This is a genomic window from Paenibacillus sp. FSL L8-0644 (assembly GCF_038008165.1).
Taxonomy (GTDB): domain Bacteria; phylum Bacillota; class Bacilli; order Paenibacillales; family Paenibacillaceae; genus Paenibacillus; species Paenibacillus polymyxa_D.
In genome coordinates, this window is sequence record NZ_JBBOYN010000001.1 from 4,953,015 (window position 1) to 4,976,091 (window position 23,077).

14 protein-coding genes are annotated in these 23,077 nt (G+C 44.0%); 1 reads left to right on the forward strand and 13 read right to left on the reverse strand.

Going from position 1 to position 23,077, the window contains the following annotated elements:
• Nucleotides 1-259 precede the first annotated feature (259 nt).
• On the forward strand, nucleotides 260-11,335 hold the full coding sequence (locus NSS94_RS22450; protein ID WP_341040168.1) for a DUF7507 domain-containing protein: 11,076 nt from the start codon (nucleotides 260-262) through the stop codon (nucleotides 11,333-11,335).
• A gap of 158 nt (nucleotides 11,336-11,493) precedes the next feature.
• Here NSS94_RS22450 and NSS94_RS22455 read toward each other — a convergent pair whose 3' ends face one another.
• The 13 genes from NSS94_RS22455 to flgL all read right to left on the reverse strand — a co-directional run bounded on the left by NSS94_RS22455 (nucleotide 11,494) and on the right by flgL (nucleotide 23,056).
• Nucleotides 11,494-11,691, reverse strand: a complete 198-nt coding sequence (locus NSS94_RS22455; RefSeq protein ID WP_013312263.1) for a cold shock domain-containing protein — start codon at nucleotides 11,689-11,691, stop codon at nucleotides 11,494-11,496.
• A gap of 544 nt (nucleotides 11,692-12,235) precedes the next feature.
• The gene (locus tag NSS94_RS22460; RefSeq protein ID WP_058710921.1) at nucleotides 12,236-12,778 is read right to left on the reverse strand and encodes a CatB-related O-acetyltransferase; all 543 of its coding nucleotides are present in this window, start codon (nucleotides 12,776-12,778) and stop codon (nucleotides 12,236-12,238) included.
• 60 nt (nucleotides 12,779-12,838) lie between these two features.
• Complete coding sequence (locus NSS94_RS22465; protein ID WP_081317501.1) at nucleotides 12,839-13,909, reverse strand: tetratricopeptide repeat-containing glycosyltransferase family 2 protein; 1,071 nt, start codon at nucleotides 13,907-13,909, stop codon at nucleotides 12,839-12,841.
• Between the two features lie 26 nt (nucleotides 13,910-13,935).
• On the reverse strand, nucleotides 13,936-15,663 hold the full coding sequence (locus NSS94_RS22470) for a glycosyltransferase (RefSeq protein ID WP_069009981.1): 1,728 nt from the start codon (nucleotides 15,661-15,663) through the stop codon (nucleotides 13,936-13,938).
• Between the two features lie 21 nt (nucleotides 15,664-15,684).
• Nucleotides 15,685-17,619, reverse strand: coding sequence for a glycosyltransferase (locus NSS94_RS22475; RefSeq protein ID WP_208332586.1), 1,935 nt, complete (start codon nucleotides 17,617-17,619; stop codon nucleotides 15,685-15,687).
• A gap of 51 nt (nucleotides 17,620-17,670) precedes the next feature.
• Nucleotides 17,671-18,009, reverse strand: a complete 339-nt coding sequence (locus NSS94_RS22480) for a hypothetical protein (RefSeq protein WP_069009983.1) — start codon at nucleotides 18,007-18,009, stop codon at nucleotides 17,671-17,673.
• Complete coding sequence (gene fliS / locus NSS94_RS22485; RefSeq protein ID WP_069009984.1) at nucleotides 18,006-18,395, reverse strand: flagellar export chaperone FliS; 390 nt, start codon at nucleotides 18,393-18,395, stop codon at nucleotides 18,006-18,008. The genes NSS94_RS22480 and fliS overlap by 4 nt, the downstream gene beginning before the upstream one ends.
• A gap of 30 nt (nucleotides 18,396-18,425) precedes the next feature.
• Nucleotides 18,426-19,904 (reverse strand): flagellar filament capping protein FliD, encoded by a 1,479-nt coding sequence (fliD, locus tag NSS94_RS22490; protein ID WP_069009985.1) that lies wholly within the window; start codon nucleotides 19,902-19,904, stop codon nucleotides 18,426-18,428.
• A gap of 18 nt (nucleotides 19,905-19,922) precedes the next feature.
• Nucleotides 19,923-20,285 carry a flagellar protein FlaG gene (locus NSS94_RS22495; RefSeq protein WP_081317502.1) on the reverse strand — a complete coding sequence of 121 codons (363 nt, stop codon included), beginning with the start codon at nucleotides 20,283-20,285 and terminating at the stop codon, nucleotides 19,923-19,925.
• Between the two features lie 144 nt (nucleotides 20,286-20,429).
• Nucleotides 20,430-21,200: a flagellin N-terminal helical domain-containing protein gene (locus NSS94_RS22500; RefSeq protein ID WP_069009986.1), complete on the reverse strand. Its 771-nt coding sequence runs from the start codon at nucleotides 21,198-21,200 to the stop codon at nucleotides 20,430-20,432.
• Between the two features lie 181 nt (nucleotides 21,201-21,381).
• Entirely contained in the window at nucleotides 21,382-21,621 is a 240-nt protein-coding gene (csrA, locus tag NSS94_RS22505; protein ID WP_069009987.1) for a carbon storage regulator CsrA, read from the reverse strand.
• Nucleotides 21,621-22,064, reverse strand: coding sequence for a flagellar assembly protein FliW (locus NSS94_RS22510; protein ID WP_069009988.1), 444 nt, complete (start codon nucleotides 22,062-22,064; stop codon nucleotides 21,621-21,623). Before NSS94_RS22510 ends, csrA begins: the two co-directional genes overlap by 1 nt.
• An 83-nt stretch (nucleotides 22,065-22,147) precedes the next feature.
• Complete coding sequence (gene flgL, locus NSS94_RS22515; RefSeq protein ID WP_069009989.1) at nucleotides 22,148-23,056, reverse strand: flagellar hook-associated protein FlgL; 909 nt, start codon at nucleotides 23,054-23,056, stop codon at nucleotides 22,148-22,150.
• Nucleotides 23,057-23,077: the final 21 nt, after the last annotated feature.

Sequence of the window (23,077 nt, forward strand, 5' to 3'; positions counted from 1 at the left end):
TAATGAGTGCATATACGAATATTGCTCCGCTGACGTCATGACAAACAACTATTTTGGGCTTCATGCTAAGCGATTTTATCGAAAAAGGGGGTGTCCCTTTCCCGCTGGACAGGTACATGGACTTGTGCGGTATGCAAGGCCTGGTTACAACCCAGACAATTTATACGAAAGGATTATTACACCCAGCCTAGCTGGCTCTTCCTATACGGAGATCTCAAGATAACAGATTTGGAAGAGATGGAAAGTAGGAAGCTAATCCATGGCTTTTATTCAGCGTTACGTAACGAACCAGACGGGGGCTGTCACCTTTATAGGGAATACACTTGGGCTGGCACGCTCTAATTCGGTAGGAGCGCCGGGAACAGCAACCAGCATTGGCGCATTCATCACAACCAATACAGCCTCTCGCTTCGGCACGTATCCATTTGGCACGACTTCTACCTTTACCAGTAACTCATCGACAGCATTCCTTGTGCTCCCTGCGGGCAGTACAGTGCTGTATGCTGAGCTTATTTGGGGAGGAAGTTATGCCAACGGCAACACCAATGTATTGTCCAGCGCCAGTAACCCGGTCACATTTCAGACACCTGCTTTATCTACCACGGTCAGCCCTGAATCTGCAACATCAGTCAACGTCACCAGTCTCAGTACCTATGTGAGAACAGCGAATGTCACAAATCTGGTCATTCAAGGCGGTGCAGGGGCATACACGGTCGGAAATGTGACGGGCACCATCACGGTTCCGGATTCCACCAACACCAACCATGCCGGCTGGACGCTGGCTGTGGTGTACAATAACCCATCTCTGCCCTTCCGTAACCTGTCGCTGCGTGTAGGCGGTGAGGGGGTCAGCAGTGCTACTGGCTCGGTCAACGTTGTAGTGAGTGGCTTTGCCACTCCTGTACAGGGAACTCTGCGCGGCAGGGCGCTGATTAGCGCCCAAGAGGGTGACGTGGACATCACTGGTGACCGTGCGTTGTTTGGACCTACCACATCCAGTTTGACTGCGCTGTCTGCGCCTAATAATTTTTCAACTAATTTTTTCGCTTCGCAAATAAACGGAGATGACGGTACATTGGTCACGACCGGGACCTTCGGTACAACTAATGCCGTAAATGGGACACCTGGAACGCAGGTGACCGGCGGACGGCAAGGCTGGGACATTACCAATGTCGATATTTCCTCCACGCTGCTCAACAGCCAAACGACAGGTGTCCTCCAGCTGACAACCAATGGCGACATTTACATTGTAAATGCCAATGCCATTCAAATTGATATCAATGCTCCGCTGGTGACCCTGACCAAAACTGCCAGCTCTACAGGCTTGGTTATTGGCGATACAGTTACCTATACGGTTAACATTTCGAATACGGGGCTCGTCAGTGCTTCCAACACAGTACTTACCGATACCATACCAGCCGGGGCTACCTTCGTACCTGGCAGTGTTGTTGTCGCGGGCACAGCCCAGCCAACGGCCAATCCCGCTACAGGTATCACAGTGGGCAGTGTAGCTCCTGCTTCCACGGTGGCCATTACATTCCGTGCAACCGTCACTTCATTGCCAGCAAACACCCAGCTAGGTAATCAGGCATCCGCATCCTTTTCCTTCCAAACTGTACCTGGAGGGCCTGTCATTTCTGGCAACGTTCCATCCAACACTGCCAGTACACCGATCTACCAGCCCGTCATCGGGATTGTTAAAAGTGCCAATACAACGGCTGCTACAGTCGGAGATACGATTACGTACACGTTTCAAATATCCAACACGGGCAGCATTGCTGCAATTCTCAGCTTTTCGGAGAGCATTCCCGCCGGATCATCCTTCATACCGGGTAGTGTGACCATTGGCGGTTCCTCCGTGCCTGCTGCCAATCCCGCTACTGGTTTTTCAGTAGGAACGATTAATACAGGTGCTACTATACCCGTGACCTTCCAGACCCTGGTCAATGTGGTTCCCGCCTCTGGTAATTTGACCGATCAGGCGGCTTACACGTATACCTTCACACCACCTGACGGACGTGTATTGAACGGAAGCGGGACGTCCAACACGCTCACCATTCCCGTCTCCTCACCAAATGTGACCGTGACAAAGGCCTCTTCTCTGGCAGCAGCCGCAGTCGGAGAGACTGTTCAGTTTACCCTAACCGCCACAAACAACGGAATCGCCAATGTGACCAATGTAGTCGTTACCGATCCGCTGCCAAACGGAGTTGCCTTTGTACCTGGTAGCGTCACCGTGAACGGAACTGCTTCTGCGACTGCTACACCTGTGAACGGCATTCCGATCGGTACTTTAGCTCCAGGCGCATCGGTTACGGTTGTATTTCGGGCAGCCATTAATTCTCTGCCTTCTCCTGCACAGATCAACAATCGTGCAACTGTCAGCTTCACTTCCGGGGCCTTTACCGGATCATCTTTGTCCAATCTTGTAACCATACCTGTCGTTATCGCGGCGCCGACAATTACCAAGAGCGCAAGCTCCAACCGTGCCAGCGTTGGCGGAATAATTACTTATTCATTCCTCATCGCTAATACCGGAACAGTCGTATTAAACACGACCTTAACGGAAACTGTACCGACAGGCTCCACCTTTATTCCCGGAAGCGTCATTGTCGGCGGATCCTCAGTGCCAGGCGCCAACCCTAATACGGGAATTTCAGTGGGCACCGTAAACCCTGGTGCACAAATTACAGTCTCATTCCGGACGACAGTAGATTCCCTACCACCCGGGGGTGGATTAAACGATCAGGGCCTGCTCCAATATTCATATCAGTTGCAAGACGGAAGAACCCTCTCGGGCTCGCTTCTTTCCAATATTGTTTCCGTATCGATTTCGCTTCCCAACGTAGCCGTAACCAAGTCTGCGGGATTCACATCCGTTAGTGTTGGCGAAACGCTGACCTACAGCGTGAACGCCGTTAATAACGGAATTGACCCCATCACAAACACCGTGATTACCGATCCACTCCCCGGCAGCGTGTCATTTGTACCCGGAAGCGTAACCGTCGGTGGTTCACCTGTGAGCACAGTCGATCCAAGAAGTGGCATTCCAGTCGGTACCATTGGCGCAGGCGCATCCGTGCAGGTGTCCTATGCCGTGCTAGTCAACGCCGTTCCGTCCGTACAGCCGCTGCAAAACACAGCCAGTGTCAGCTTCACCAGCGGTGCTTTTACCGGAACATCCCAGACAACTACCGTCTCTGTGCCGGTTTATCAGCCTCGTATCAGTGTGGTCAAATCTGCAAATACAACAGCAGCTACGATAGGCGACACAATTCTGTATACATTGTTGGTCGCGAACAACGGTAACTATAATGCTTCTGTAACGCTGACAGATGTTATTCCTGCCGGTTCCACATTTATGGAGAACAGCGTAGTAATCAATGGTGTTAGTCAGCCCGGAGCCAGTCCAGCAGCAGGCATTTTCATCGGAACCGTGTCGCCGCAAAGCCCTATCACACTGACATTCCAAACCGTAGTAGCCTCTCTTCCAACACCATCTCAACTGACAGACCAGGCCACCGCCGCCATTTCCTTTACGTTGCCTGATGGGCGGGTGCGAACAGATAGCACATCGTCCAACGTGCTATCCATTCCTGTGTCTGCGCCGAATGTGTCCATTGCGAAGACTGCAAACCGTTTCACCGCCATTCCAGGTGATTCGGTATTATACACCCTGACCGTACTTAACAACGGAATCCAGACCGTGAACAATGTGGTCGTTTCCGATCCTATCCCGGCCGGCTCTCAATTCACTGCGGGTAGCGTAACGCTGAATGGCTCCACAATAGCCAGTGGAGATCCTTCTTTAGGTATCGTAATTGGGAGCATTGCCGCTGGAGGGGGAGCTACGATCACCTTCAGGACAACGGTATCCTCTCCATTACCAAGTCCGCCGCAGCTCATCAATCAATCGCGTGTCAGCTACACCAGCGGTGCTTTTTCAGGCGTGTCAGTATCTAACCCGGTGACAGTAGCCGTCAATGCTCCAGTGCTAACTGTAAGTAAAACTGCTGACCTCCTACGGGCAACGGTTGGCGATATCGTAACGTATTCCGTGGCGGTAACCAACAATGGTAACATAGCTGCTGCTGCCACATTGACAGACAATATTCCCGCAGGCTCAGCACTAGTACCGAACAGTGTGGTCGTCAGCGGTGTTCCTATTCCTGGTACCAGTCCCGAAGCAGGTCTGTCTATTGGCTCCATTGCACCTGGAGCCGTAACTCAAACAACTTTTCAGGTGGTGATTACTTCCGTGCCTTTACCTCCCCAACTCACCGACCAGGCGAATATCAGCTTTTCCTTTCAACCGCCGGATGGCCGGATTGTTAACGGCAATGTTTCGTCCAATATTGTCACAATTCCTGTATCGTCACCCAATGTGCAGGTCAGTAAAAGCACCTCGGCAACTGATGCCGTTCCTGGTGATACGATAACCTATACTATTACAGCTACCAATAGTGGCATCGAAATCATAACAGATGTTCGTGTGACCGATACCATTCCGACAGGCTCCTCTTTTGTTCCTGGCTCCGTTATCGTAAATGGAACAACGCTGCCGTCAGCCAGCCCCTTAACGGGGATTCCAATTGGCTCCATCGCTGCTGGAGCGTCAACAACCGTTACCTTTTCCGTGTCTGTCAACAGCCTGCCTGACCCACCTCAGCTGAGTGATCAGGCTACAGTTTCTTTTACCAGTGGTACACTGAACTTCACATCACTCTCCAACACCGTTGTCGTCCCTGTTTACCAGCCTATTATCAGTCTTGTTAAAACCGCAAATACGAGTCAAGCAACGGTAGGCGACACCGTAGTCTATACACTCACTGCCCAAAATACAGGTAATCTAGCAGCAACCGCCACCTTCACCGATGCCATTCCATCTGGTTCCTCCTTTATACCGAATAGCGTCACCGTGAACGGTCTGCCTGTTGCTGGAGCCAATCCCCAATCAGGGGTAATAGTCGGAAACATTGCAGCGGGGGCTTCTGTTTCTCTTACCTTTCAAGTGGTCATTAACGCTGTCCCCACTGGCCTGGGCCTGTTAAATCAAGGTTCGGCCACATTCACTTTCCAGCCACCTGACGGTCGCACATTAAACGGAAGCGTCCAATCCAATCCGGTGTTTATTCCTGTATCCAATCCAGATGTCACCGTGACCAAAACAGTCAATCAGACTTCTGTAGCCTTTGGAGACACCATTACGTACACCATTACCGCAGCAAACGGAGGCATTGAACCTGTAACAGGGACGGTCTTTATCGACCCGATAGCTGATGGCACTACTTTTATACCTAACTCCGTACAAGTCAACGGTATCACTATACCAGGAGCCAACATTGCTACAGGTGTGTCCGTAGGCACTGTTCCAGCTGGCAGCTCAGCAACGGTTACCTTCCAGGCCACAGTAACATCCTTGCCAGCATCAGGTTTGTCAACAGATCAGGCAACGGTATCCTTTAATTCCGGGGCTTTTGTAGGTCAATCCGTCTCGAATCAAGTCAGCCTGCCTGTATTACAGCCGATCTTGAATGTGACCAATACCCTCAGTGCGGATCGTGCTACCGTAGGGAATACACTTGGTTTTTTCATCACTGTAACCAATACCGGCAACGCGCCTGCAGAAACGGTCGTGCTTGATCTGTTATCCAGCTCGCTTAGCCTGAATCAAAATAGCGTATTGGTCAACGGTGCGCCCATTCCCGGAGCGGACCCTATTACAGGCATCAATATCGGTTCAATCGCACCAGGCGCGACGGTAACCGTCTCGTTTAGCGCCGTGGTCATATCAGTACCACCTGGCTCTATACTGACCAACCAGGCCACTGTGAACTACACGTTCCAATTGCCAGATGGACGAACGTTGACTGGAAGCGGAGCAGCCCTGCCTGTATCCATTCCAATCTCGTCACCGAATGTAACAGTCACAAAGGCAGCCGAGGTGGCTGTCGCTGTCGTGGGCGATTCTGTCCCATATGTCATAACTGCGTTCAATAACGGACTCGATCCGGTTACTAGCGTAATCGTTACGGACACCATTCCTTTCGGAACCGCCTTTGTCCCGGGCAGCGTTACAATTAATGGTACTCCTGTTGTTACAGCCAACCCACAAAATGGCATTCCTGTCGGAACGCTTGGAGCTGGTGGCGGAGCCACGATTCGCTTTTTGCTTAACGTACAATCCCTGCCGACACCGGCGTCCATCACTAATGAAGCAACCGTCAGCTTTACTTCAGGTGCATTTAATGGATTTTCGGTATCCAATCCCGTTACCATCCCTGTGTATCAACCGATCGTCACTGTAACTAAAAGCGCGGGAGCGGGAAGAGCTACAGTTGGAGATACTGTAACCTATACATTCTCCGTTACGAACTCTGGAAACATCGGTGCAGATACCGTACTTAGTGATCCCATTCCAGCAGGGGCAGCTTTTATACCTAATAGTGTAGTGATCAATGGCACCGCAGCACCTGGTTCAGATCCAAGTGTTGGGATCCCATTAGGTATCATAGGTGCAGCTACGACCGTCACTCTGACCTTTCAGACAGTCATTACCTCACTGCCCGCATCAGGTACATTGGTCAATCAGGCGACCGCAGCTTACAGCTATCAACCACCAGATGGTCGTGTCCTGACTGGAAGTGCAGTATCTCCGTCCGTGACCGTCTCGGTCTCTTCGCCAGATGTGGACGTTATCAAAACAGCCTCCGCTACAGATGCTGTAGTCGGAGATACCATTACGTATACTGTCGTCGCTACGAATAACGGAATCAGTCAAGTCGTCAATGCTGTTGTATCTGATCAGCTGCCGCCCGGCACCAGCTTTGTTTCTGGCAGTGTAACCGTGAATGGCACATCTGTACCTACTGCATCACCAAGCTCAGGTATTCCTGTTGGCACCATTGCAGTAGGTGGCTCGGCAGCCGTTACATTCCAGGTCTCCGTCGTTAGTCTGCCGCAGCCGCCGCAAATAACTAATCAAGCAACCGTCAGCTTTACTTCGGGCGCGTTGACCTCGTCTTCGCAATCCGATCCGGTGACCTTGCCTGTTTATCAGCCAATCATCGGCCTGACCAAAACCGTCAATACCGTCAATACACAGATCGGGTCAACATTGGTCTATACCCTGACACTCACCAATACCGGAAATATTGCCGTTATACCTGTGCTTTCGGATAACATTCCTACTGGCTCTGAGCTACTGCCTAACAGCGTAGTCGTTAATGGCATCCTTGTACCAGGAGCTTCGCCAGTTACAGGCATAACGCTCGGATCACTAGCCCCTTCAGGCAGTATTACATTGAGCTTCCAAACCATCGTTTCGTCTCTGCCAGTTCCGCCTATATTAACCGACCAAGGGCAAGCGAATTTTACGTACTCACCACCAGATGGTAGGGTGCTGAGTGGTTCCGTCACATCCAATACAGTCAATGTTGCTGTGTCTGCACCTAATATTCAGGTGACGAAAACATCCAGTCTGTCAGCCGCTGTAGTCGGAGATACGATCAGATATACACTGAGCATCACGAATAGCGGTGTGGATTCAGTCACAGATACTGTCGTGACCGATACAATTCCTGCAGGTACCTCCTTCGTTCCGGGCAGTGTCCTCATCGACGGAGTAGCCTTCCCTAATGCCTCTCCGATTGCTGGAATTGCCATTGGAAACGTCGCATCTGGAAATACACTCGTCGTCAGTTTCCAAACGACTGTCCAGTCTTTGCCGCAACCACCCCTGCTCACAGATATTGCAGCCGTCACGTTTACTAGCGGAACGTTCACTGGCACTGCCTTTTCCGATCCACTCATCGTACCTGTGTTCCAACCGCTAATTGCAATTACTAAAGCATCCAGCACTCTTAACGCCTCTGTCGGCGATACACTGACGTACACGATTATGGCCGTAAATAGCGGCAATATTGCAGCAGCACTTACCATCAGCGATAACATCCCAGCCGGATCGACTTTCCTTGCCAACAGTGTCAGCATTGCTGGCAGTCCGCAACCTGGATTGTCCATCGAAACGGGCGTCCCGGTTGGATCTGTGCTGCCAGGCGGAACGGTATCCGTAACGTTCCAAACCGTTATCAATACTCTGCCTAATCCACAGGTACTGGTCGATCAGGCATCAGGTTCATTCACTTTCCAACCACCAGATGGCAGAACAGTATCCGGATCTGCGGTATCCAACACAGTTAGTATCTCTGTATCCTCACCAGATGTGAGCATTGTCAAAGGAACAGCAGCTACAGACGCCATTGTCGGCGATATCATCACCTATACCTTGGCCGTTTCCAACAATGGAATCAGTACCGCCAATAATATAGTGGTTTCAGATATCATTGCAGCAGGAAGCTCCTTTGTGAATGGCAGTGTTACTGTAAATGGAACCTCCTTCCCTGATGGAAATCCTGGATTTGGTATTGCCATCGGTACGCTCGCTCCAGGAGCTGTTACTACCGTTACGTTCCAGGCTCGAGTTGATTTCTTGCCCACATCGGCACAATTAACCAATCAGGCATCCGTTAGCTTTACCAGCGGGGCATTTACTGGCAGTTCAACATCTAATGTGGTAACTATTCCAGTCTTCCAGCCGATTCTGACAGCAGTCAAAACAAGCAATACTAATAATGCCACCGTCGGAGACATCATCACTTATACGATTGTCGTATCCAACACGGGTAACATTGCAGCCTCAACTACAGTAAGCGACAATATTCCAGACGGCTCTGTATTCCTTCCCAACACCGTCTCGATTAATGGCATTGCAGCTCCCGGTGCAAGCCCGGTTTCCGGCATCCCGACTCCAGCCATACCACCAGGACAATCGGCAACTGTCACTTTCCAAGTGCTGGTATCTTCCATCCCTGCAACCGTACTGCTGGTTGATCAGGCCGAGGTAGACTATCGCTTTAATGCACCAAATGGGCGAGAGGCAGGCGGTTTCCGTTTATCCAACATTGTTGAGGTTGCCGTGTCACCGCTAGACATCACATTAAGTAAAAGCGTAAGCTCACCTTTCGCCACTACTGGCGAAACCTTAACGTATGAACTCGTGATCTTCAACGAGGATACAAATACCGTGCAAGATGCCCGTTTGCTGGATACTTTGCCAGAAGACATCGAGTTTATTACAGGTTCAGTTCAGATTAATGGATCTACGGTAACAGAAAGCGATCCCGGCACCGGTATACCTTTGCCACCGTTAGAAGCGAATTCCAAGACTGTCATATCCTTTGATGTCCGTATCACAGCGACAGAACAGCCAGGACCACGTACGAATCAGGCGCGCTTGTTACTCTCAAATGGTGAAGAAGCGAGTGCCGTTTTGTCCAATGCTGTCACCATTGCCTTACTTCAGCCTGTAGTGAAACTGACGAAAATAGCCAGCACGGAGAGCGTACAGCCAGGTCAAAGCATCACCTATTCCATCATTGCAGAAAATACTGGGAATATCGGTGCATTTGGCTTGTTAACGGACTCACTGCCATCGGAGCTTTCTTTTGTTTCTGGCTCTGTTTCGGTTAATGGAATCCCTCAATATGGCGTCAGTCCAGGGCAAGGCATTGCCCTAGGCACTATCGCACCAGGAGAAAAGACGACTACCCTCTTCTCCGCGCTTGTCGTTCGTGCCTCCGAGTCTGGCACACTGGTGAATCAAGCTTCGCTGGCTTACTCCTACCAGCTGCCGGACGGACGAAGCACGAATCTGGTAACTGCTTCACCTTCTGTCTCGGTTAAAGTAGCCCCTACTGCTAAAGGAGCCTTGTCAGCCGTGCTACGCACAACAGTGTCTACTGTCGCATTAGGCGATGCTGTGCCTTATCAGTTGACTCTTGTTAATGATGGAGGCTCGGTCATTACCGATGTAGTGTTAGCCGATTACGTACCGAATGGAACCATCATAAACCCGAGTAGCTTGAGAATTAGCGGTTCTCCACCTGCTTCTAGCAAGCCGGGTGAACCATTATTTATCGGCAGCTTGCAGGTAGGACAGACAATTGATGTATCCTACAGCGTGAACGTTCAGTCTCTGCCTCTCGGAGGACGTCTAAACAATAGCGTGCGGCTTCAATATGCTGGCAGTGACGGTGCTAGCGAGGTTACCAGCAATACCGTGACTATAGCTGTTTTCGATCCACAGCTTGCCGCAAGTATCTCCACGGAAAATACGGAGGCCATCGCAGGAGAAAGCCTTACCTATACGGTACTGCTCAACAACTTCGGCAACGTAACATCCGAAGTTACACTGCAAAATTTCATTCCTGCCGGGACTCTGTTGATTCCTGACAGCATACAGTTGAACGGTCAATCACTGTCGGGAGCCGATCCAACTATCGGTGTTAGCCTAGGGTATGTGGAACCAGGACAGTCATTGACATTGACTTATCAAGTGACCGTATCGGAGACGCCTCCATCTGGCTACATCGTAAATCAAGCTGCCTTTGCCTACTCGTTTACGCTACCTGGAGGAAGAGTCGTATCAGGGACATTGACTACCAAAGCCGTTACGATCCCAATTGTATCCCCACTGCTCGAATTAGTTAAAAAGGTGAACACCACAGATGCCTCTGTAGGCGACACACTCACCTTCACCATTCAGATTACTAACAAAGGGGGGATCTCTGCACAATATCCGTTGTTCACGGACCCGTTGCCGCATGGACTCATTTATGTACCCAACAGCCTAACTATCCAAGAAAAAGCACAGCCAGGTGCTAATCCCGCCGCAGGTATCACGCTCCCGGATATTGCACCAGGGGAGACGCTCACCCTTACGCTTCAGACGCAAATTCGTGAAGCACCTGCGGATGGAACATTCAGCAACCAGGCCATCATCGAATATACCTCACGTCGTAGTGGAGGAGAGACCATCCAGGAAACCTCCCAGACCAACACCGTTGGCGTGACCGTTATTGCAGCCATTCCTAAACTCACGCTTAGCTCCAGCGCTCTGCGTGTCGGCCAAGAAGATACCCTGTCTTTCACCGTCCATGTGGAAAACATCGGCAATACCCCGCTGGAAGAGCTCTTGCTCACTGCACCATTTGCAGCCGAAGATTTCATTTTGCTGCGAACGGTCACCGTGAATTCTGTGCCGCTTCCGCATCCTAACCTGCTCCAAGATATACCGTTAGGTCGGCTTGACCCAGACCACAAAGCCGTCATCGTATTCTCTTTCGACATCGAATCTGCGCTCCGTGCGTATCTGATCGCCCAAGTTATTCTGCGCTATCAATTCCGTTATCCAGACGGAAGCGTAGAGAATCAATCTGCCTCCTCCAATACCATTTTTGTGGAGATGGCTGACTTTGATGGTTCTCTAGAGTAAAAGTTCTATTGTGTTGAGCTCCTTACCACTGGGTAAGGGGCTTTTTTATGTAATTAGAAAACATAAAAAAGCCCTGGAATAAATTCCAGGGCAGTGCTAGCGCGTTATCCATTGCTAACCATCTTACCAATTATGTAGGTCGGCTATGCCGGGGATGATTATAATTTGGTTACGTTAGCGGCTTGTGGTCCACGTGCGCCTTCGACAATGTCGAACTCCACGTCTTGTCCTTCTTCAAGTGTTTTGAAGCCTTCTGTTTGAATTGCGGAAAAATGTACAAATACGTCGCCGCCGTCAGACGTTTCAATGAAACCATAACCTTTTTCTGCGTTAAACCATTTTACTTTACCTTGCATGCACTAACATTCCCTTCGTCATCAAATGAAGTGAAGCTCTCGCCCACATTTTTGACTATACCACCCAAAGTTATCCATTGTCAATTGGAATTGATAATGTTTTCATGTATAGTTATTCCATATATAATACAATGGGTAAATAGTCCACAACTTTGTTCCTTGTTCATTAGAACTTGAACTAGAGCAAACTTACTAATCATGTTTAAACTATATTTTAGAGTCTGAAACGATAAATTGATAGACTTTTTTGTTTCTAAGGATTCTTTTTTCTTTATTAGCAACTATATACATGTTAAAAAGCTCTCGCCTACACAATAAAAGTGTGTTTGACGAGAGCTTTTAGATTTATTTCATACGATCCATTAGAACGCTATCAGGTGTATAGTTAGATTCATAAGCATTGCGTTGAGATCTGGCTATATTTCTTTGGACAAGCCAATTTTGGGCTTCCTGTTTTAACGTTTGAATGTGCTGTTTTGCAATTCCCACTAAAAACGGATCTATTATTTTGAATCAGTAATTTTGCTTCACTGTTCATATCCACCTATGTTGCATGTCTTTCTATAAATTCCGAAATATCGTCATTCAGCAACAGATCCCAGTTAGCTTTAATTTTATAAATGGACCAATCCCACCACGCGATTTTTACTAACTGCTCAATTTCCTCTGGTTTGAATCTATATCTAATTACTCGCGCAGGATTGCCTCCTACGATACTATACGGTGGGACATCCTTAGTAACTATACTTCCAGCACCAATAGCAGCACCGACACCAATAGAAACACCAGACAGAATCATTACATTATTTCCGATCCACACATCATCTCCAATGGTGACATTACCTTTAGTTGCTGGATGCCCTAGATGATACTGGGCTTCCGCAAATATCTCACTAAATGGATAAGTAGTTAACCAATCAACCCTGTGCTCTCCCCCAAGCATAATAGTAACATTATCGGCAATTGAGCAGAACTTACCTATTTTGAGAATTTCACTTTTTGTATGACAGTAGATACTCGGATTTCCGTAGGTCCAATCTCCTATTTCAAAATTAGCATATATGGGGTTTTGATTTGTAAATACTATACCGTTTTTAATTTGTTCCAAATTCAATGAGCTACCTCCCCATTCTTATTCAAGTGCCCTTTAAACTTTTAGTTCGTGTAATCTAGTTAAAGATGGTTCATAGTTGTATACCACTGCTGCTTTGTAATGCTCAATAGCTCTCTCAATGTTACCTGTTGATTCATAAAGAACTCCCAGATTATGATGGGCTGCGAAGCTTCCAGTCCCTCTTACATTACCCTCTTCACCTGTATCACCTATTTCTAATGCTTTTTTATATAATTGTTCAATATTAGGTAGAACACTTTGGTATTTTCGAGGATCGCTAATCATTAATTCCAAAAAAAATAGGGCAGAGACAAAATAGAAATCAGAAGAATGGCCCATAAATTTTTCCTCATGATTAAAGACTGCTAAACCTTCCTTAAGGTTCCCGGAAGATATAATAGAATACATATAGTTAACTATAATACTGGTCGAAATAGTCTCTTTATGATCCATTAACTTATATGCCTTCCTAAGATTATTGAATTCTTTCTCAGCGTCTCCCAACCCACGATATTCTTTTGCAATTTGATAATAGTAATAAGAAATATCAGGATGCTCTTCAATTGCTTTTTGTAGTAATGGAATATTTCTATCATGCTTCTGAGTTTCCATATATCCATCATGCATAATCTCTACATTTAATTTTACTCTGGGCAAATCGGACTGGATTTGTTCGTGAACATTCCCAACATACCGACAATACGATGGAAATATCCTAGAAATATAACAATGTTCATAATTTAGCCCGTCTTTAGAAGTAAACTTGCTTGTATGTTTAACCCTCCCAATTTGGGGGCCATCCGCTATAAAAGCGTTAATAATATCCTTACAATCATTGATGATAAACTCATCTGCATCCAAAACCATACACCAGTCTGTTGTAGACTGTTCTAATGCAAAATTGCGAGCATCCGCAAAATTATGATTCCATTGATAATCGAATATTTTCGCTTTATAATCAGCTGCAATTAGTTTAGTACGATCCGTAGAGCCAGTATCTACAATTACTATTTCATCAACATTTTCTACTGCGCTATCCAAACAACGTTTGAGTACTGCTTCCTCATTTTTCACAATCATAACCAAAGAGATTGTCGGTTTCATAAAATTATCCTTATGCCAGATTTAGCTTAAACTAATACTTCCATGAGCTTCTGATACCATGTAAAATCAAGATTCTTAAGCTTGAGCATGTACTCTTCAGATAATTCTTCTTCTCCTATATGATGAAGGAAATAAGCAATATTATATATAACCTCTAAATGAGTCTCATCAAGCGCCAGTGCTTCATCAAATAAAGGAAGGACTTTTGCAATTTCCCCCTGCTCAAAGTGAATGACTCCGATAGTATTTAGAACCTCTACTTTATCCGCTACACTAGATAGGAACTTAACATTTCTTAATATTTCATCATTAGTCTGGGAAGATGTAACTTCAAATATCTCTTGCTTATTAATATGACCGTTCTTGATATCATTCATAATATCCAGAAGCTGATTGTTACAAGCAGAAATAATATATTGGTAAACTTCAAATTGATTTAAGATTTCATTTGGGGCAACTTTAGATAGTCTTTCAAGTCCTTTGACTGCAGTACTATCTCTTGGCAAATTAACTCCCAAGAAATCCAGATTAACAAACCCGCTATCGATAAACATTTCTTGTATAGATGCTAATGTAAAAAATCTCACATGTGTACGATCCAAAATCCCAGCATCAGCATACTTCCATTTTCCATCCAACAATTCATTTATAACACTATAATGCATTATATTTGGTATGCTTGCCAATATTTTTCCACCAGGCTTCAACAATCGATGCATATTTTCAAGTGTCTTCCAAGGGTCATATAGATGTTCCAGCACATCCCCAAAAATGATGTAATCAAAACTTTTCTGTGGGTATGGCAGATCTCCGTTCTCTACATTGTATGGAATGACGTCAGCAACTAGAGAAGCTATACTAGCTGAATTTTCGTTAAGCTCTATACCATAGAGCACACTATTTTTAAATTTATTCTTGATTCCGAGCAGGGTTCCTCCACAGGCACATCCAACCTCAAGTACAGTTATTTGAGAAGACGCATCGGCATCAATAAGATTAATAAGGATATCTCGCTTATGTTGCGAATAAATAGGATCGAATCCCCATTTTTCTTCGAATTTTTTAGAGTTTTTTTCCAAAAGTTCATTAAAATAAGCTTCATTCTCTTTAAATGAAGTGCTACCATAATGATGAATAAATGTATCCTTGCATAGCAATAACTTATAACCATTTTTTCGCATGCGAATGGAATAATCGTCATCTTCATAATTCCCCGGTGAGAACCTTTCATCAAGCAAACCTATTTTCTCAACGACACTTTTTTTGATAAGCATACAAAAACCAACTAATTTCAAGCGTTCTTCCCAAGATAACGGATTGGAGAAGTTATAATCTTTGGCAAACAAATGCATGTCATCGATATTTTCATATGAAACATCAATTTCTTGAAAATAGGAAGAATTGTTTGTGACACATCCAACTGCTCCAATCTCATCCGAGCTATATAATGCCTTTAGAAGATTTGAGAGCCAATTCTGAGTTACTATTGTATCGTTATTGAGAAGAAGGATTTCAGTACCCGTAGCGACCTCCATTCCTTGATTGCATCCTTCCGGAAACCCACGGTTTTCCTTATTTAAGATCGTTACAAGATCTGTTTGCTGTGCTAACCATTCGGTCGTATCATCCTGAGAAGCATTATCAACTACAATGATTTCATATGCATTCTCATGGGTGTATTTCCGTATACTTTCAATACATTGTTTTGTGTACTCTAGCTTGTTATATGTTAAAATGATTATGCTGGTTTTCATAGTTTACTCCAATACTATTTTTTAGTTATTGCACATCTCCATAAGGAAGGATATATCAGAGACGTAAGGGTAGTTATCAACTAACTTATTAAAGTAAAACTTTTTTTCCTCTGGTTCTGATATACGAATAATTGGATAATACAAATGTTTTTTTTCTGGCGATAGCTTTAGACTTTCAGCAAAAAATTCCAAAGCATCTTCCCTGTAACCTTGTGCCTCATGATAAAAAGCAAGATTTTCATAACTTCTATCATCTAGTTGTTGACGTGACAATAACAAAGAATAGTAATTCATTGCATCTTGCATTTGGTTTACGCTAAAGAGATAGTTTCCCACGTCATTAATCAGCTTGGGATGATTCGTATAATTTACTAAATTATCAAATTCCTCATAATAGCCAAGCAAGAATAAGTCTTTAGCTAATAAAAACAACTCAGTCGAATAGTTTTCAACAACGTCATCACTTACTATTTCTTTTTTTTCGATGAAATTGTACAATGCATTTAATAACTCACTAGTACTACTATCAGCAGATGATTTGAAAAACTCCAACCTGTCTTTTTGTTTAAAAATCATACAACCAATTATTAACTGACGTTGTAAAAATGAATCTTTTTTTATATTTGAAGATAAATTCTGAACAGATTCCGCCCACAATTCTTTATTCTTATTTATCAGAGCATACCTAAGCTGATCTCGATCTGTTAGTGTTACTTCATCACTGAGTAGGTCAAAATAATAGTTCACCATTCGATTATTTCCTAAAGCAAGGTACACTTTAAAAAGAATAAGACAATGTGACATTTCCTTAGTGTCATAATTCGCATCTAGAAACCTTTTTATGGAATGTTCATTGTCGTTTAAGCTTAACCATTCAAGCATGCTAAATAACACATTCACGTTCTTCTTATCCCTAAGAAGCTTTTTTCCAAGCCAATATACAGCCTCTTCATTACGACATAACCGAAAATTTAATTTTATTAATTGATTTACTGGAACATCATACCCGTAAGCGGGGTTTACAAGCCAGGCAGTTGCCGCAAACCGAGCCTTACGATCAGCTTTTTCAATAGCCTTTTTATAACACTCAATTGCTTTTTCATATAGACCAAAGGACTCGTAATGTGCTCCTTTTATGGTATAGTACTCTGGATAAGATCTAAAATTAGATAGTTTTTCCTCCGTCAAAGACCAAGAGTCTTTTAGTTTGTCATTTTCGATGTATAGGGAGATAAGCGCCATTAAGCAATATGGGTACCAAGCACTTGTTTCGTCTGCCTCTATAAAAGACTTTTCGTAGGCCTCCATTGCGTTTACACTATCATTTGCGAACCTGTACTGGTTTCCCAGAGTAAACCAGTCATAAGCACTCATGACCTTTTGGAGTTGCATTTCCTCGAAAATTTTCATATTTCGGGTATGTTTTTTTTTCTTTACTACAGTCTCCTCCTGATAGCCTGTATGGTATATACAAAGATCTGTCATTTGTGTGTATACTTTTGCATTTTCCTCCCCAATGCACAATTGTTCATGTATCGGGCGGTAAAACCGTATCCCCATAAAGTTAGGGAACAATCGAGTTACGGGAGCAGTCGATACTTCATCCATACTTTCCGACGAGCCTGAGTAATTCACTACAGTAAGGGTATACCCAACACTAGGCTTTGGAGTTTGTTGGGCTACAAAATTCGACCACTTGGGTTCATCATCAGTAGATAGATATTCATCTGCATCTAATACTAAAACCCATTTACCAGTAGCAAAACGAATGGATTCATTACGCGCGGCTGCAAAATCATCACACCATTCATAATCGAAAATGAGATCTGTATATTCTTGAGCTATCTCTTTTGTCCGATCCGACGAGCCTGTATCCACAATAATGATCTCATCAGCAATATTTCGCACACTGTCAAGGCATCGAGGAAGCAAGGCTTCCTCGTCCTTTACAATCATACACACACTAAGCTGCTTCATCTTTTTACCAACCCTATTCTTTCCCCATTATTAATTCCTTCTATCAAAAAATAAACTATCAGGGGTATATTTGGCATTGTATGCTGCCTGTTGACCTTGAATAGTCCCTTTTTTTGTAAGCCACTCACTAGCTTCCGTTTTAAAACTCTCCATCTTGGAAAGAATAACTTCGTCGAAAACACTAAGTTGCTTAATTCGTTTTTTGTCTGCTTCAGTAAGTTTTTGTTGATTAGAAATGATTTTTCGGGAAATTTTTTCTCTTTGCTCTGCGTACTGGCTTAATTCTGTGTAACTAACTTGATGAATTCGCTCTATAAGCTCTTTCGTGACACTTTCTAGTTGGGTTACATATTCCTGAACAGCAATCATTCAATCGACTCTACATTATGATTTAGTGATTTTATAGCCGTATCCCAAGCACCCCTTAATTCTGTTAAATGAGAAATGACTTCTTCCGCAGGTACTACATTCTTTTTCAAGTTTGCATTGATGAGCTGGTGAAGCATGTATTCATACACTTGATAAAGAGTGGAGGAAATCGGAAAATCATGATTTAGAGCGGCAATAAGTTCATTGATAACAGCCTGTGCTTTACACAAGTTCGTATTGGCCTTTTCATGATTTGTTTCCTCAATACCCTTAATTCCCGCCCGTATAAAACGGATCGCTCCATCATACAGCATTAGCAACAATTGTCCTGGCGAAGCAGTTTGCAATTGCGCTTGTTGATACTTTTGGTAGGGTGAATTAATCAAACCTGGATCTCTCCTTTAATAAGAATAGTTTTAACTAAGCATACTTGAAAGACTAGATGAGGTGCTATTATATTTATTCATGGCCGTTTCCATAGCAGTAAATTGTTGATAATAACGGGTTTCTATCATTGTAAGCCTGTCTTGAAGGGCATCGATCCGTTTACCATAATCTGATAACTGGTCTCCTATTTGACTCTTTGGCTGGAAAGCTGCCGTAAGATCAGAACTGACTTTCGACGTTCCAGCCTTATCTGCCAGACTTTGCAGAGCTCCTTGGTTGGTCTTCTTCAGTCGGCTGAATATACCATCCGAACTTGTATAGCTTGTTGAAGAGGAATTATCCGTCTGCCCGAATAAAGCAGTTACCTTTTCAGGAGTGGTTTCCAAAGCCGCACGTAACTTCTTCTCATCTACGTATAGTTTTCCTTTTTCACTATAGCTACCAGTTGTAATTCCGATCTGAGTCAAATTTATTTTCTCACCATTCGGTAGAACTACGTCTGTAATAATCGCTGACCTCATATCACTAAGCGTTTTATCTACGATGGAATCATTTTTGAGCATACCACTCTTAGCTTTACTTTCCCAGAGTGTAATCTCATCTTCCTTCATATCCTTTCTCTGATCACTGGTCAACGGTAAATATTTACGATAACGTTCTTCACTTGTTTTTTGGTTTAATGTCGAAAGTGTATCATTATACGCCTCAACAAATGATTTTATTGTGTTTACCAATGCATCAACGTCCTGTGAAACTTCAATTTGTGTTGACTGTCCTGTCGGAGTGGTTCCATTCAAACTGATTTCCACACCATTAACTGTGAAACGATTGGATGTCTGCTCTGTTGTCAGGCCATTAATTTCAACAATCGCATTTACCCCTTTTGCTACATTAGCTGTTTTAAGTCCGAAGCTTTGTTCGAGGAGTTCTCCACTTAATGTAATATCTTTATTCCCCGTCTCCTTGTTAGTCAACGAAATCTTGCCAGATGAGGCATCATATACAGCGGTCACCCCCGCTTTTGTACTTCCGTTTATTTTTGAAATCAGTGAGTCGATTGTATCGTCCGCAGTAAAATTTATAGTATCTGCTCCTACATTAATACTGGTTTCAGTACCTGTATAGATATCTGATAGCTTTGTTGTACCAGGAGAGGCTCCTACCGTCCCTCCAGAAGATACAACATTAGAAGCAGATGCCAAATTAGTGACTTTAATATTTAATACAGAATTCACAGATGCTCCTGTTGCCGTTGCAGTGAGCACATTAGAAGTTCCTGTAACAGTTGCTTTTTTTGAATCAATAGCGCTACTCAAACTAAAATTTGTTAATTTTTCATTAAAAGTAACTAATTTTGTACTTACTTGACGATATCCGTCACGTTTCCACTCGGTCAGTTGTTTTTGCTGGTTCAGTTTGTTCAATGGAATACTCTCTGTAGTCATTAACTTTTTGACCATTGAATCAATGTCCATACCCGATGCCAAACCGCTAATTCTCATTGTCATAACTAATCCTCCTGAATATTAAGCCTTTTTGTCAATAATAAGCCCATTCATCTCCATAAAATTCGCCGCTACATCAAGGAGTTTTTCGCGAGGCACCTCCCGAATTAAGTCCCCCGTCTGTTTATCAAAGACCTTAATCATAATTGCGTGGGTCTCCTTGTGAACGGAAATCTCAAACTTTTTTTCAGGTCCCTGTACAGCTCTAATCGCCTTTTCTAATTGCTGAAGTGCATTTTCTTCTTCACCGGACAACTTTTCGACTGATTGGTTAACATATTGCTGATTTATAGCTATAATCGATGGTTCATCTGCGACACCCTTGGGCGAGATAGATTTCGCCTGCCCTGGTATTGGGCCAAGACCAGAAATACTATTATCCACAACTTACCCCCTTATCGTGTTGAAGCATCATCAAGAACGTTTTTAGTTTTATACTCTTTATATCGGAAAATAAGAGTTGTTTATGAAGTGAATAACAAAAAAGAGACCTTGAAAATCAAGGTCTCTTCTAAGGAAAAGTATAGATTAACGAAGTACAGACAAAATACCTTGTGGAGCGGAGTTTGCTTGTGCCAGCATCGATTGGGAAGCTTGCAGCAAGATGTTGTTTTTGGACAAGGAAACCATTTCTTTTGCCATATCCGTATCACGAATACGGGATTCAGCAGCAGTCAGGTTTTCTACTGTAGTACCAATGTTGTTGGAGGTATACTCCAATCTATTTTGTACAGCACCCAGTTTAGCGCGTTCTGTCGAAACAGCTTTGATCGAATCTTCCACACTAGCGAGTACTGTTGTGGAGTTCAAACCAGAGAAAGATGTAGTTGTAATAGAAGCAATAACGATAGTACTGGAAGCTTTATCATTAACTGTAATACTTGCTCCAGCAGTAATAGTGATACCGTTGAAGGTGGTTTTAGTCATAATTTCATCAATTTGGGCACCCAGTTGATCCAACTCTTGACCAATATTATCTTTATCGTTAGTGCTGTAAGTTCCGCTCGCTTTCTGAACGTTCAGTTCTTTCATACGAGTCAGCATGGAGGATACTTCATTCATTGCTCCCTCAGCTGTTTGTACGAAGGAAATACCGTCTTGAGCATTACGTTGGGATTGTTCCAGACCACGGATTTGACCGCGCATGGATTCGGAGATGGACAAACCAGCAGCGTCATCTGCAGCACGATTGATGCGCAGACCGGAAGACAGTTTCTCCATGTTTTTGCTTGCTGCATTTGTGTTAAGACCCATGTTGCGGTGTGTATTCAATGCCGGAATATTGTGGTTGATAATCATTGTAAATTTCCTCCCTGAAATGGTTTAATTCCCACATCCTTGTGGTATGAACGTCTTCACAGGTCGGCCGCCCTGAAGAATTACCGTTCTATATTATATATCGACCTCTCCCACAAAATTGTTTATAGCATTTCAAAAATTTTCTTTAGTGAATCTCGAATATCTGCACCTATATCTTTTTTTACTCAGTATTGCTTCTCTCCTCCATTTCTAACATGGCATTCTGAAGAGCCTCAATGTCCATTACTGCTTCTTGATTGTTATCCTGGATTGCATCAAAAATCTCTTTACGATAAATATCTATATCTTTGGGTGCTGATATACCTATCTTTACATTATCTCCTTCAACGGAAAGCACGGTTATTACAATATCATTATGGATAACAACAGACTCACCTTTTTTTCGGGATAAAACAAGCATCAGGATTCACCACCCTGCTCTTTATGTCTTAACTTCTGCCACAACGCACTTCTTGTAGTATAATCGGTATTTTGTAAAACAATCTGTTTGCCAATAGACTTCTCCACATTGAAAATTAAAGGTGCTAGCAAATTGACTGTTATCTTCTCCTTATTACTATGCCAAGTCACAATACAACGAACTGCAATCTGCTCTCGATCTATTACACCGATATCTGCAAGCGCATCACTAGATAGTTCAAACTCATAATCAGGTACAAAATCAAAAGGATTGACCGTAATAAAGGTGACTGTCGCCTCTTCTACAGCGCTCAAAATACTAAATAGCTCATTATGCTCTTGTAGCCTATATTCACGTAAATGCTCAAAACCAGGTAATCCCTTAGGAAAAGCAAAAACCAATTCTTCATTAAGCCATCTTTTTTCATCTAATTTCGGGGTCATTGTTTATCCTCCTTAAAAATCAACAAAAGAGCTACGGATTTCTATCCATAGCTCTACAATACAAATGTCAAAGATTCAAAAGATTAACGCATAAAATCCATTAATGAAGGCTGCATAATCTGAGCGGATGATTTCAAGGCTGCCTCATAAATAGTTTGGGCAGAGGTTGCCTGAATCATCAAGCTGGCAATATCGGCATCTTCAGTTTTGGATTGCAAGGTCGTCAAATTCAGATTACGGTCATCAAGACGGGATTGAACCAGTTCTACACGGTTTGTGCGTGCCCCAACCTCAGACTGACTAGCCTGCATTTTTATGAAACGAGATTCAACATTTGCGGACTGAGCTGCAATAGCACTATAGCTGCCACTAGACAAGGCTGCGCTCAAGTTATCCATAATTTTAAAAACGTTATCCGTATCCGTTGACGCTCCAAAAAACTCACTTCCAGAAGTATTCACCCGAAATGTAGATTGATCTCCAATTGCATAATTCACAGCGCCTTGATCCGCATCAATTTGATCATAACTTGTCACAGTACCGGACAGCTCGTAAGGGGCCTGATCATATTTTTGACCGTTAAAGATATATTTACCACGAATTTGGCTATTTCCGATATTGGTCATTTGTTCCTTAAGCTGATCTACTTCCAACTTAATTGCATCCAATCCGGATTGGGGGACAGTTTCACTTGAAGCTTGAACCGTCAGCTCTTTTAACCGTTTCATGACATCTCCAGCCTGCTGCATCGTAGAATCTGTGAAATCTAACCAGCTTACGGCCGCATCAGCATTGCTGGAATATTGCTCATTAGAAGCCAACTCAGCTCTGTAGCGAAGAGCATAAGTCACACCCACTGGATCATCTGAGGGTTTATTGAGTTTGCGACCAGTTGTAATCTGATTTTCCATTTTACTCATATTGCTATAATTACGATTAAGGTTACTGAGCGTCTGCATACTCATCATCCCCGAGGTTACTCGAATCGCCATACACTACCTCCTACTAATCTA

Coding starts and splice junctions, on each gene's coding strand:
- NSS94_RS22450 (WP_341040168.1), top strand. CDS start 260: ATGGCTTTTATTCAGCGTTACGTAACGAACCAGACGGGGGCTGTCACC.
- NSS94_RS22455 (WP_013312263.1), bottom strand. CDS start 11,691: ATGCAAGGTAAAGTAAAATGGTTTAACGCAGAAAAAGGTTATGGTTTC.
- NSS94_RS22465 (WP_081317501.1), bottom strand. CDS start 13,909: ATGAAACCGACAATCTCTTTGGTTATGATTGTGAAAAATGAGGAAGCA.
- NSS94_RS22470 (WP_069009981.1), bottom strand. CDS start 15,663: ATGAAAACCAGCATAATCATTTTAACATATAACAAGCTAGAGTACACA.
- NSS94_RS22475 (WP_208332586.1), bottom strand. CDS start 17,619: ATGATTGTAAAGGACGAGGAAGCCTTGCTTCCTCGATGCCTTGACAGT.
- NSS94_RS22480 (WP_069009983.1), bottom strand. CDS start 18,009: ATGATTGCTGTTCAGGAATATGTAACCCAACTAGAAAGTGTCACGAAA.
- fliD (WP_069009985.1), bottom strand. CDS start 19,904: ATGACAATGAGAATTAGCGGTTTGGCATCGGGTATGGACATTGATTCA.
- NSS94_RS22500 (WP_069009986.1), bottom strand. CDS start 21,200: ATGATTATCAACCACAATATTCCGGCATTGAATACACACCGCAACATG.
- csrA (WP_069009987.1), bottom strand. CDS start 21,621: ATGCTTGTTTTATCCCGAAAAAAAGGTGAGTCTGTTGTTATCCATAAT.
- NSS94_RS22510 (WP_069009988.1), bottom strand. CDS start 22,064: ATGACCCCGAAATTAGATGAAAAAAGATGGCTTAATGAAGAATTGGTT.
- flgL (WP_069009989.1), bottom strand. CDS start 23,056: ATGGCGATTCGAGTAACCTCGGGGATGATGAGTATGCAGACGCTCAGT.